This window comes from Mycobacterium sp. ML4 (assembly GCF_054515735.1).
On record NZ_JBTNSY010000001.1, the window covers coordinates 348338 to 360513 of the forward strand.

The 12176-nt window shown below is 67.5% G+C and carries 11 protein-coding genes and 3 pseudogenes; 5 read left to right on the plus strand and 9 right to left on the minus strand.

Annotated elements, in window-relative coordinates:
- Positions 1–2 precede the first annotated feature (2 nt).
- From ACX9NE_RS01585 to ACX9NE_RS01595, 3 genes are all read right to left on the minus strand, one after another.
- Complete coding sequence (locus ACX9NE_RS01585; RefSeq protein WP_459363008.1) at positions 3–1763, minus strand: N-acyl-D-amino-acid deacylase family protein; 1761 nt, start codon at positions 1761–1763, stop codon at positions 3–5.
- Positions 1764–1884: 121 nt separating this feature from the next.
- On the minus strand, positions 1885–2328 hold the full coding sequence (locus ACX9NE_RS01590) for an ATP-binding protein (protein ID WP_459363009.1): 444 nt from the start codon (positions 2326–2328) through the stop codon (positions 1885–1887).
- A 48-nt stretch (positions 2329–2376) separates the two neighbouring features.
- Complete coding sequence (locus ACX9NE_RS01595) at positions 2377–2754, minus strand: STAS domain-containing protein (protein ID WP_459363076.1); 378 nt, start codon at positions 2752–2754, stop codon at positions 2377–2379.
- Between the two features lie 288 nt (positions 2755–3042).
- Between ACX9NE_RS01595 and ACX9NE_RS01600 the strand changes: the two genes are divergently transcribed.
- From ACX9NE_RS01600 to ACX9NE_RS01615, 4 genes are all read left to right on the plus strand, one after another.
- The gene (locus ACX9NE_RS01600) at positions 3043–4092 is read left to right on the plus strand and encodes an ABC transporter permease (protein ID WP_459363010.1); all 1050 of its coding nucleotides are present in this window, start codon (positions 3043–3045) and stop codon (positions 4090–4092) included.
- A 3-nt stretch (positions 4093–4095) separates the two neighbouring features.
- Entirely contained in the window at positions 4096–5088 is a 993-nt protein-coding gene (locus ACX9NE_RS01605; protein ID WP_459363011.1) for an ABC transporter ATP-binding protein, read from the plus strand.
- Positions 5089–5182: 94 nt separating this feature from the next.
- A complete protein-coding gene (locus ACX9NE_RS01610) occupies positions 5183–6268 on the plus strand; it encodes a catalase family peroxidase (RefSeq protein WP_459363012.1) in 1086 nt (361 codons plus the stop codon).
- On the plus strand, positions 6268–6822 hold the full coding sequence (locus tag ACX9NE_RS01615; RefSeq protein ID WP_459363013.1) for a cytochrome b: 555 nt from the start codon (positions 6268–6270) through the stop codon (positions 6820–6822). Before ACX9NE_RS01610 ends, ACX9NE_RS01615 begins: the two co-directional genes overlap by 1 nt.
- 6 nt (positions 6823–6828) lie before the next feature.
- Here ACX9NE_RS01615 and ACX9NE_RS01620 read toward each other — a convergent pair whose 3' ends face one another.
- Positions 6829–7770: an extracellular catalytic domain type 1 short-chain-length polyhydroxyalkanoate depolymerase gene (locus ACX9NE_RS01620; protein WP_459363014.1), complete on the minus strand. Its 942-nt coding sequence runs from the start codon at positions 7768–7770 to the stop codon at positions 6829–6831.
- A 76-nt stretch (positions 7771–7846) separates the two neighbouring features.
- On the opposite strand from ACX9NE_RS01620, the gene ACX9NE_RS01625 reads away from it, so the two are divergent.
- A complete protein-coding gene (locus ACX9NE_RS01625) occupies positions 7847–8302 on the plus strand; it encodes a MarR family winged helix-turn-helix transcriptional regulator (protein ID WP_459363015.1) in 456 nt (151 codons plus the stop codon).
- Here ACX9NE_RS01625 and ACX9NE_RS01630 read toward each other — a convergent pair.
- From ACX9NE_RS01630 to ACX9NE_RS01650, 5 genes and pseudogenes are all read right to left on the minus strand, one after another.
- A pseudogene (locus ACX9NE_RS01630) lies at positions 8262–9593 on the minus strand (acyltransferase family protein); the annotation flags it as partial. The gene ACX9NE_RS01625 and the pseudogene ACX9NE_RS01630 overlap by 41 nt on opposite strands.
- Positions 9594–9679: 86 nt before the next feature.
- Positions 9680–10756: pseudogene (locus ACX9NE_RS01635) on the minus strand (PE family protein); the annotation flags it as partial.
- A 30-nt stretch (positions 10757–10786) separates the two neighbouring features.
- Positions 10787–11167, minus strand: a complete 381-nt coding sequence (locus ACX9NE_RS01640) for a hypothetical protein (RefSeq protein WP_459363016.1) — start codon at positions 11165–11167, stop codon at positions 10787–10789.
- A 79-nt stretch (positions 11168–11246) separates the two neighbouring features.
- Positions 11247–11369: pseudogene (locus tag ACX9NE_RS01645) on the minus strand (sulfotransferase family protein); the annotation flags it as partial.
- A gap of 81 nt (positions 11370–11450) precedes the next feature.
- A complete protein-coding gene (locus ACX9NE_RS01650) occupies positions 11451–12023 on the minus strand; it encodes a TetR/AcrR family transcriptional regulator (protein ID WP_459363017.1) in 573 nt (190 codons plus the stop codon).
- Between the last annotated feature and the right edge of the window lie 153 nt (positions 12024–12176).

Consider the following 12176-nt stretch of genomic DNA (forward strand, 5'->3'; position numbering starts at 1 on the left):
GCTTAACGCGCCCCGCGCACCAGGCGGCCGGGACGGGCGCCGGTGTCCACGTCCTTGCGTCGGGTCACGGTGCCACTGACGATCGTGGCCGCATACCCGCTGGCGCCCTGCAGAATTCGGCGTCCACCGGCGGGCAGGTCGTAGGCCATCGCCGCCGGGTGCAGGGTCAGCGCGGTCAGGTCGATGACGTTGAGGTCGGCCTTCTTGCCCGGCTCGATGGTGCCGCGATCGGTCAGGCCGAACAGGTACGCAGTGTCGCGGGACTGCTTGCGGATCACGTACTCCAGCGACAGCTTCGCACCACGACGGCGATCCCGGGCCCAGTGCGTCAACAGGAAAGTGGGATAGGAAGCGTCGCAGATCATTCCGCAGTGTGCGCCACCGTCGGAGAGACCCAGCACACCGGCGGGGTGCAGCATCATCTCGCGTATCGCGTCGTGATTGCCGTCGGCGTAGTTGAACAACGGCAACATCAGCATCGAGGTGGCGTCGCCCTCGAGCATCAGGTCGTACAGGGTGGACAACGGGTCCTCACCGCGCGCCTTGGCGATCGCGGCAACGCTGTGATCGGGGGTGGGCTCATAGTCCGGTGGGTTGCCCAGCGCATACAACCGCCCCAGCGAGTGCTGCACCATCGCGAACATGCCGTCGAACAACACGCCCGGCTCGATGGGCAGATCGTCCTCGGACAGGATCGCGGCCTTCACCGCGGGATCGGCTAGGAGCTGGGCCAGCTCTTCGCGACTGCACTCGGCCTTGAGCCGCCGGTAGGTGGGCCGGTGGGTGAAGCCGTGATGGCCCTGGAATCCGATCATCATGCCGAACGGACGCGCCGCGATCTGCGGGTGCAACCGGCTGCCTTCGGCGTGCGCGGCAGCCGAGACGTCCAACTGCTCGCGCCACAGATTCGGGTCGGCGTCGACCTGGATCAGGGCGAAGGACACCGGCCGGTCGATCTCACGACTCAACCGACGCATCCATTCCAATTCCTTCTTGGGACCGACGATGTCCTCACCCGCCGCCCCCTGGGGCGCCAGCTCGAACACCGCGTGACCCCCGGCTGCCATGGCCCGGCCCAACCCGAACAGCTCCTCCTCGGCGGCGAAGGTGCCGGGCACCGGTTCGCCGTCCATCGCCACATGCGCCAGGGTGCGAGACGTCGAGAACCCGAGCGCGCCGGCTTCCACCGCCTCGGTGACCAGCCTGCCCATGGCCGTGATGTCGTCGGTTGAGGCCGGCTCGTTGCGGGCGCCCCGCTCGCCCATCGCATAGGCACGGATGGCGCCGTGGGCGACCTGGCTTCCCACGTCGATGGCGAACCGCTTCGTGCCGATCGCGTCGAGGTATTCGGGATAGGTTTCCCAGCCCCAGGTGATGCCCTCGGTGAGCGCCGTGCCGGGGATGTCTTCGACGCCTTCCATCAGCTTGATCAGCCAGTCCTCGGTGCCGGGCCGGACGGGCGCGAAGCCGACCCCGCAGTTGCCGGTGACCACCGTCGTGACGCCATGCCCGCTCGACGGTTCCAGCAGGCTGTCCCAGCTGACCTGCCCGTCGTAGTGGGTGTGGATGTCGACGAAGCCCGGCGCCACCACGTGCCCCGTCGCGTCGATGGTTTCAGCGGCGTCACCCGCGAGCTCCGGGGTGGCGGCGTCGCGGCGGACCACGTCGACGATTTTGCAGTCCTTGATCCCGATGTCGGCGAGATAGCGATCCGCACCCGTGCCGTCCACCACGCTGCCACCGATGATTTTCAGGTCGAACATGAGTGCCTCCACGGCGGGAAACCGAAGACCGGTCATTATTACGCTACGACGCGTAGCGTATGTAGAGACCGTATGTCGGTCCACCCGGCTCAGTCAATGAGTGCGGGGCAACTCTGGAAGGTCATTGAGCCGAGGCGGTCAACCGCGTCCACTTCAGCGTGACCTGGGTACCGTGCGAGGTCCCGCGAATATCGGCTTCGTCGGCGAGCACGCGCATCAGCGGGATGCCGCGGCCGCGGGTGTTGTCCCTGGTACCCGTGCGTTGACGCCACCTGCCCCGATCCTTGACGGTGACCGCCAGGGTGTCCGAATTGGCGTCGTATGCCGCGTTGACGTCCATCGTCCGCTGGCCGCCGGCATTGTCGCCGGTGTCGCTGTAGGCGAATTCGGCGGCGTTTGCCAGGGCTTCGCTGACCGCCAGCACCAGGTCGCTGAACCGCTCGGCGCCCAGCGTGAAGTGCCGATCCAGCCAATTACGAAACTCGACGCGGATCCGATTCGCACTGAGCGCATCGGCGGCCACCCGCATCCGGACAAACCGGGACCGATCGTCGAGAGGCGTCATGAGAGGGCCGGCAGTCAGCGTGTCCGGCCCTCCACGGGACAGCCAGACTCAGGCACCGGCGATCCAGCTCAGCGCGTTATCCAGGGTGCGGTGCAGCGACAGCAGGCTGTCGATGCCCATCAGCTTGATCGGGCGGCTGGTGGCCGGGCCGTCCGCCACCACCGCGAAGCGGGTCGGCGGAGCCACTTCCGCCTGGCCGTTCACCAGCACACTGAGTCCTGCGGAGGCCAAGAACTCGACCTTGGTGAGGTCGACGACCAGTGCCGCGGGCTTGGCGCCCAGCGCCGTGTGTATCGCCTCGGCCAGCTGCGGGGCGCTGAGCATGTCCACTTCGCCGGAGACAGCGAGCACCGCGGTGCCGTCTGTCTCGTACTGCTCGACCTCGAATGGGGCTCGATTCACTGAATCGCCGGGTTGATCGACCATGCTGTTTCTCAAATCCATCCTTGCGGGAAAACGCTAGTTTTCAGACAACCACGCAAAACCGGGGCTGTTGCTTCAACCCGCCGAACACCGCCGGATCACACGCCGGCAAATGCAGCGCAACGGCAGTTCACAGATAACAATTCTAGGTCACGTGGGAACAACCCGGACACCAGCCGCGAAGAGGCCGTCCAAATCCGGCGTCGGACGTACTGACACCGTCCGAGCGGCGCCCGCATCTTTCCCGCGAACACCGGTCCCGGGGCTTGTGTGCGTTGGTAGCGTCTGGGGATGCTCTTTGCTGCCCTGCGCGATATGCAATGGCGAAAACGGCGCCTCGTCATCGCCATCGTCAGCACCGGACTCATCTTCGGGATGACACTGGTGATGAGCGGGCTCGCTAATGGCTTCACCGTCGAGGCGCGCAACACCGTCGATTCGCTGGGCGTCGACGCTTTCGTGGTCAAGGACGGCTCGGCCGGACCATTCCTGGGCTCGACACCGTTTCCCGACGTCGACCTGGCCCGGGTGCGCAGCGAAGCCGGCGTTTCGGCGGCGGCACCACTGGGCTGCGTCGGCACGATCATGAAAGAGGGCGCGTCGACGCGCAACGTCACCGCCTTCGGTGCGCCAGAACACGGCCCGGGGATGCCGCAGGTGTCGGAGGGCCGGGCACCATCGCGGCCGGACGAGGTCGCCGCGTCGAGCACCCTCGGCCGCCACCTGGGCGACACCATCCAGGTTGGTGCGCACACTTTGAAGATCGTGGGCATCGTGCCGAACTCGACGGCACTGGCGAAGATCCCCAACATCTTCCTGACCACCCAGGGTCTGCAGCAGGTCGCCTACAACGGACAACCGATGGTCACGTCGATCGGCATCGACGGCACCCCGCGTGCCCTCCCGGTGGGCTACCGCACCTTCGACCGCGACGGCGCCGTCAAGGACCTGATCCGGCCGCTGAAGGTGGCGGTCAACTCGATCACGATCGTGGCCATCCTGCTGTGGATCGTCGCGGTGTTGATCGTCGGCTCGGTGGTGTACCTGTCCGCGCTGGAGCGGGTGCGGGACTTCGCGGTGTTCAAGGCGATCGGCACGCCGACGCACTCGATCCTGGCGGGGCTGGCGCTGCAGGCGCTGATCGTGTCGCTGCTGGCCGCGGTGGTAGGCGTTATCCTGTCCAAGCTGTTGGCGCCGTTGTTCCCGATGGTCGTCGCGGTGCCGACCCTCGCCTACGTGCTACTACCGGTGGTCGCCATCGTCATCGGCCTGCTGGCCAGCCTTGCCGGGTTGAGGCGTGTGGTGGCCATCGATCCCGCTCTCGCGTTCGGAGGTCCCTGACCGGTGGGCGACCTCAGCATTCAGAACCTGGTTGTCGAGTACTACAGCGGCGGCTACGCCCTGCGGCCGATCAACGGCTTGAACCTCGACGTGACGTCCGGGTCGCTCGTGATCCTGCTCGGGCCGAGCGGGTGCGGGAAGACGACTCTGCTGTCCTGCCTGGGCGGCATTCTGCGGCCCAAGTCCGGGGCGATCAAGTTCGACGACCTCGACATCACCACGCTGGACGGCGCGGCGCTGGCGAAGTACCGGCGCGACAAGGTCGGCATCGTCTTTCAGGCGTTCAACCTGGTCCCCAGCCTCACCGCGCTGGAGAACGTGATGGTGCCGATGCGTGCGGCCGGCATGTCGCGGGCCGCCTCGCGCAAGCGCGCCGTTGAGTTGCTCGAGCGCGTCAACCTCGGTGAACGGATGAAGCACCGCCCCGGCGACCTCAGCGGCGGCCAACAACAACGCGTCGCGGTAGCGCGAGCGATCGCGCTGGATCCGCCGTTGATCCTGGCCGACGAACCGACCGCCCACCTGGACTTCATCCAGGTCGAGGAGGTGCTGCGGCTGATCCGCGAGCTGGCCGACGGCGACCGCGTCGTGGTGGTGGCGACCCACGACAGCCGGATGCTGCCGCTGGCCGACCGTGTGGTCGAGCTGACACCCGACTTCGCCGAAACCGATCGTGAACCCGAAACGGTGCAGCTCAAGGCCGGCGAGGTGCTGTTCGAGCAGAGCACGATGGGCGAGCTGATCTACGTGGTGAGCGAAGGCGAGATCGAGATCGTGCACGAAATGGCCGACGGCGGTGAGGAATTATTCAAGGTGGTCGGCCCCGGGGACTACTTCGGTGAGATCGGTGTGCTGTTTCATCTGCCACGGTCTGCCACGGCGCGCGCCCGCACCGACGCCGCGGTCATCGGTTACACGGCGCCCGCGTTTCGGACCCGGCTCGGCGCGGGTGGACTGCGTGACATGATCGAACACCGCGCGCTGAACAGCGATTGATTTCCCGGATGAACGCATTCCGATGCCTGCTCGTGGTGCGGTGTGAGCACAGGTCGCTGACACTGTGTCGGGACGGCATGGAAGGGATGGCGGCATGGAATCCGGCGAGGACCACGACTCTGGGGGGCGCCCGGCGCTGACGCGGCGGGGAGCACTGTTGGGGATGGGGGCGGTGGCCGGGTTCGCCGCCGTGGACATCGGCGGGTTCGCCTACGCCGGCGGCTGGCTAAGCCCCGGCTCGCTCACCCCGGGCCGGTTCACCGACCGCTTCGAGAACGTTTACGGCCGCCACGACGGTTTTCGTCGCAACCACGCCAAAGGTCTCAGTGCCACAGGAACTTTCGAGAGCAACGGCGCGGGTTCGGCGATCTGCCGGGCGTCGGTGTTCCGCTCAGGCACCGTTCCAGTGCTGGGCCGGTTCTCGCTGGGCGGCGGCCTGCCTGACCAGCCCGACAAAGTCGACACGGTCCGCGGCCTGGGCCTGCTGCTGCAGACGTCCGACGGTCAGCAGTGGCGCACCGCCATGATCAACCTTCCCGTGTTCACCGACAGCACCCCGCAGGGTTTCTACGAGCGGCTGTTGGCCGGCAAGCCGCAGCCCGATACCGGCAAGCCGGATCCGCGGCGGATGGCCGAGTTCCTCGAGCGTCATCCGGAGACCGCGACGGCGATGAAGATCATCAAACAGTCACCGCCCAGCGCAGGCTTCGCCGACAGTACCTTCAACGGGCTCAACGCTTTTCGCTTCACCAGCGATTCAGGCGCGACGGTCGCGGTGCGGTGGTCGGTCATTCCGATCGGCGACGCCGGGGCCGGTGTCGCGACGCCGCCGGCACCGGGAAAGGACTATTTGTTCGACGAACTGATCCGTACGGTGGCGCAGCGGCCGGTGCGCTGGCGCCTGCTGCTCACCGTGGGTGAGCCCGGTGATCCCACCCACGACGCCACCAGACCCTGGCCCGCGACGCGCCGCACCATCGACGCGGGCACCGTCACCATCACGGCGGTGCAGACCGAGGCGCCCGGCAACGCGCGCGATATCAACTTCGACCCGACAGTGCTGCCGGACGGAATTGCCTTATCGGACGACCCGATTCCCAAAGCCCGGGCGGGCGTGTACGCGCGGTCCTTCACTCGCCGCGCCGAAGAGCCCAAGTCGCCCAGCGAGGTTCGTGTCTAATGGCCGGGAAGACAAGCGGCTCGAAGCGTTTCGCGCTGCCTTCGCGGATTCTGCACTGGTTGATGGCGCCGATGGTGATTGCTCAACTCCTCATAGGGGTGACGATGGTCGCGTCGCTGAGCTACTACCCGCTGCTCCTGGCCATCCACCGCCCGTTGGGCGTGCTCATCCTGATCTTCGCCGTGATTCGCCTGGTGAACCGGTGGACCCACACCCTGCCGCCGTTCCCTGCCACCATGGGCGCCGCTGAACGTCGTATCGCCTCGTACTCGGAATATCTGCTGTACGGGTTGCTGCTCGTCCAGCCGCTGACCGGGTGGGCGATGCTGTCGGCCGCGCGCAACCCGATCGCCTCGCTGGGACCGTTTCACCTGCCCGGCATCACACCGCGCGACATCGATATCTATGCGGTGCTGCGTCAGGCTCACGGCATCTTCGAGCTGCTGCTGTTCCTGGCGTTCACCGCTCACGTCAGTGCGGTGCTTTTTCACAGTTTCGTCTTGCGCGACCGGCTCATCGACCGAATGGCGTTGTGGCCCAACAAGAACCGGTGAGTCCCTTCAGTGCTGGTGCCGGCTGAAGAACTGCCAGATGGTGTCGGTGGCGTCCAGTGCCGTGGACGGCTGCGGCAGTCCCAGTCGCTCCAGGATGGGTCCGCGGACACCGCCGGGCCACTGGTGTCCGGCGTCGGCTATCGAGATCAACTCGACGGTGCGGCCATCGGGGCATGTCGCGGTCTCGGTGGTCACCCCTGCGGCCGTCGTCGAGGTCGGCGGCCCGCAATGGTCGATGGTCCGCCACGCGGCCGTCACCATAGGTACCGGTGGTCCGTCCACTCGTGGCGTGCCGTCGGCCTTCAGTGATTTTCCGGGTCCGCCGTTGTAGGGGACACTCGCGTCAGCGGTGCCGTGGATCTGCAGCACCGAGGTGGGTCGCGCCCGCGAACAATCCGTGACCAGGGTGCCGGCCACCGGTGCGATCGCGGCGAACAAGTCCGTCTCGCACGCCAGCCGCAGCGCCATCATCGCCCCGTTCGACATTCCGGTCACATACACCCGGGAAAGGTCGACAGTGGTCTGGCGTTCGATGGCGGCGACGACAGCGCTGATGAACCCGACGTCGTCGAGGTTGGTTTGCGAGGGGTTTCCACAGCACGAACCGGCGTTCCAGGCCCGGCCCTGACCGTCGGGGTAGGCGACCAGGAAGTGTCCGTTGTCGGCTTCGGTGTCCCAGTGATAGGCACTTTCTGCTTGCGCGCCGCTGCCGAAACCACCGTGCAGCATCACCACCAACGGAGCGGCACCGGTCAACCCCTGGGGCCGGTACACGTGGAACGTCCGGTCGTTGCCGGCCCACTCGATGCTCCTGGTGGACTTGCCGACCGGGATGGCGGTGGGCTCCGGTGACCCCACCGCGTGCCCGCCGCCGAAACAACCGCCCAGCAGCAGAACCAGGGTCGCGGCCAGGACAACAATGCGGGCCCGGGCGCATCGAGATGCCATCAGCCCATGGTGACAGCCGTACCCAGGAATGACAAGTTACTTGTCAAAATCCGCTGCGATGGCAGACTCTGCAGTCATGCCACGTCACGCAGACGCCCAGTGGGAGCCCACGGTCCCCGCTCTGGTGCAACGGTTGGCGGCCGCCGGCGGCCCACGGCTCAAGAGTGCGTTCGCGGCGGCCGGACTGGACGGGATCCGGCCGGCGCAAGCGGTGGCGCTGGTGCCGCTGGCCACCGGTGGCTTACATGCCTCGGATCTGGCCGACCGGCTGGGCGTGAGCCGCCAGGCGGTGGCCCAGGCCGTCACGGCGCTGGAGCGGCACGGCTACGTCACCCGTGAACACAACCCCGAGGACGCCCGCACCCGGATCATCGAACTCACCCCGCGCGGTCGGCAGACGCTGCGCGTAATGCGTTCTACCGCAAAGGATGTGGAGGGGCGCTGGCGGCAGATACTCGGACAGCGCCGGCTCGGAGAACTGCGCGCGACGCTGCAGACGCTGCTGGCCGCGACGGACTCCGAAGACGGCTGACGGCCGGCAGTGCGGCCAGCGCCCGAGCGGTAAGCAGGGCGACGAGCATCACCAGGACACAGATCAGTCCGTCGTCCTTCAGCCCCCACTTCACCGCGGCAAGCAGTGCTGCCCCGGCCACGCACAGCAGTGCGCCGACCACCCCGCTGCGCCGGGGCGACGTGATGGCGGGGCAGTCATCCCAACCGGGCAGTGGATTGTTCTCCAGCGGGCGCAATGCCACGAACAGCACCGCCACCAGCCCGATCATCATGAACAGTTGCTCGACGGTGACGGCGAGAAAGTCCGGCCGGCCCGGGAAGCGAGGGTGCCCGAGGGTGTCGAAGAGCACGTGCACGGCCAGCAGTGCGGGCATGTGCCACAAGTACAGGGTCATCGCCCCTGAGTTGCCGACCGCCGTGAACCACCACACCCGCGGCCGCCGCGCCCACCGGCTGATCGTGGGAGCCGCAGCGATTGCCAACGCGCTCAACACAATTGAATGTCCAGCGAGTAACAGCGACGGGGGGCTCATGTTGGGCAGCCGCTGGCCCTCGATGCCGACCAGGCTCAGCTCGTACGGTCCCCGGGCCAGCAGCGCCACGTTGATCGCCAGCAGGGCCATCGCCATGCTCAGCGCGCAGCGTCCGGTGAGCAGCTGCCGGCGGTAGGCGACGCCGAACATGCCTGGGATCAGCCACACCGCGAGGTTGAGGTAGCCGATCGGCGCCACGGCAGACCAGTGCAGTCGTACGGCGTCGACGGCCGCGACGAACACGTAAACGCCGGCAACCCCGGCGCCGAGTCGGGCGGCCGTGGTGATCCGGGACAGGGCCGGTATCGCGGCCAATAGCAGTACGTAAACGCCCAGGAACCACAGCAATTGGATGCTGACGCCGGCGACGGGCTCGTAAACATGTTGGGGGAGAACGGGATACAGTAGGGTCAAGGCGACCGCCCAGAATGCGAAGTAGTAGAACACTGGCCGGAACAGCCGGGTACAGCGCTTCATCAACCAGGTTCCCCAGTTGCTCCCGGGCCGCCAGGACGCCACGCACGCGGCGGCGCCGGCGAAGAAGAACAGCGGCATGATCTGGAAGATCCACGTCATCGCCTGAAACACCACCGAGGTGGTGAGCAGGTTGTCCCACATCAGGACACCGCCGCGGATGATGCTGATCGCCATCACGGTGTGGCCGATCACGACGCCGATCAGGGCGGTGATACGGATGACGTCGATAGCGCGATCACGGTCGGCGGGGGTGCGAGCGTCCAGTTCAGTGGGGCTGGGAAAGCCCGGCAGAGTGATCATTCAAGCAGCTTGGCTGTCCGGGCAGGAAGTCCCTGCGTAGTACTACTCGACCTCGCTACGTAGGTCTACCGCGACTAGGGGCCGAGACCGTCCGCGCCTTGGCGTCCGGCCCGTCCGAAGTATTCGCCACCACTGCCGCCGGCGCCACCGTGGGCGGGATCGAAACCGCCTCCGCCGGCGCCGCCGTCGCCGCCCCTGCCGACGAGTTGTGCGCTGCCCCCGCTGCCGCCGGCGCCACCCGACCCGTTGACGACAGAGGCTTCCCCGCCCAGACCGCCCCGGCCACCATTGCCGAACTGCCCGCCGTCACCGCCGTCGCCGCCGACCCCGCCGCGCAGGGCCGTGCCGGACCCGTAGCCGTCGCCACCCGCGCCGCCGCAGCCGAAGTATTGGCCGCCGTTGCCGCCGTTGCCGCCGTTGCCGCCATCACCGCCGCCCGCCGGGCCGAAGGCGCCCGGCCCGCCGGCCCCGCCGTTGCCGAACCACCCGGCATTTCCTCCGTGACCGCCCCAGCCGCCGGTCATATTCGGTCCGCCCAGCCCGCCTTGTCCCCCGGCGCCGCCGTTACCGAGCAGCCATCCGCCAGACCCGCCGTTACCGCCCGGGGGCGCGATCTTGTTGATCGCGGTGCTGGCGCCCCCCTGACCGCCATTGCCACCGTTGCCGATGAATCCGGCCGCTCCGCCGCGACCGCCGAACTGACCGGGCCCACCGGACCCGCCGTTGCCACCGTTGCCCAGCAACAGGCCGCCCGCACCGCCCGCCTCTCCGGTGCCGGGCGCCCCGTCGGCGCCATTGCCGATCAGCGGACGGCCCAACGCGGCGTGTGTCGGTGCGTTGACGGCGTCGAGCAGGGCTTGCGGTGCGCGCTGCAGCAGGGCGGTGACGTTCGTCGACTCAGCGGCGGCGTAGCCGTAGCTCGCGGTACGCAACGCCTGCACGAAACGATCGTGGAAGGCCGACAACTGCACGCTGGCCAACCGGTAGGCGTGGGCATTCTCACCGAACACCGCTGCTACCGCGGCCGACACCTCGTCCGCCCCGGCCGCCGGCAGTCGAATTGCCGGACCGGCCGCGGTGGCGGCGTTCAGTGCCACTCCGATGCCGGCCATCTTGGCGGCCGCCGTCTCCAGCAGCTCCGGCACCGCCGACACATAAGACACTGGACTGCCTCCTGGGTCGCGAGGGCCGAACTACATGGGTGTGGCTTGCTGGGTCAGGGTGAAGAACAGATAGGCGATGCAGAAAAGAAAGTTCAGCGCGACCAGGATCAGGCCCGCGCAGATCAGGGCGTGCCGGCAGCGGCGCTGCAGGTACGTCGTTCTGGCGGCCCTTTTCTCCTGCAAGTAGTGGGTGGCGATCAGTGCGAAGTTGACGTCGGTCAACTCCTTCTCCGCCACCCGGGTACCGGCGACCAACTGCTGCAGTCGCACCGGGGGGATGTCCACACCGACGAGCGCGAAACGCCGGCAGAGCCGTCGTGCCTGTCTGCGGCCGAGATGCTGACCGCGCATCTGCAGCTGGTGCGAGAGTCGCTTGCGTTCGTCGCCCCAAGGGTTCGACGGGGTCGTCACAAGCGGGAAGTCTATGTCCTGGATCACATTCAGGGGAACATAACCGAGTTCATTTCTTGAATGATTTCGGCACTTGCGCTCACCGAATCTCCTCGGCGGGGACGTCATAGCGCTGCTGGTAGGCGCTCACCCGCTCCCAAACTTCGCCGGCTACCAGCCCGGTGTCCGACCAGGTGCAGCGACCGCGCCCGCCGTTACCCGGGTCACCAGGTCCTCGGAAACCCTGCACGCGTGGACGCTGGGGGGTCACTGCCGGATCGTGTGCACCGGCGCCTGGTCGCGGTCACGATCGGCTGATCGAGTCGACGACGAGTCGGGTCGTCAGCTCCGCGCGCTGCGGCGAATACCGTTGTGCGTCAGACAAAATGGGGTAGACGACGCCACCGACGATCGCGTCGGCGGCGGACTCGGCGGTGGCCTCGTCGATGCCGTCGGCAACCAGCCGCGCCCGCACGCTGTCGTGCAGCGGCTTGCTGAATCCGGCGCGGAGTCTGACGGCGGTGTCCTCGTGCTCCATCCCGGCCACGGTCAAGATCCGCAACATCGCCGAACCACGGTCCGTGGTCAACGTGGCAGCCAGCCTGCCCACCCATTCCACGAGGTCGGCAGCCAGGTCGTCGCTGTAGCGCATCGACGCGAGGATCCGGTCGGCGTCTTCGAGCATGACGTCGGCGACAAGTGCGGGACGACTGCGCCACCACCGATAAATGGTCTGCTTGCCCACCCCGGCCCGTGCTGCGACCGCCTCGATGGTCAGCCCGTCGAATCCACGCTCCAGCAGCAGCTCGCGCGTGGCGGCCACAATCGCCGTGCGCGACTTCTCGCTACGGCGCCGTGGCGTGAGATTGGTGGGCATCCAACTGACCTGCCTCGCCTTTACAGAACTCGACCCGGCACGTAATCTTCGACAAGACGAGACGGTTCGTCTTGTAAGGGGAGAGGATAGCAGTCTGTGCGGCCCACGCCGAGCGCTTGCGCCCCGGACGTCACCCCGGGGCCTGCCGGGGGG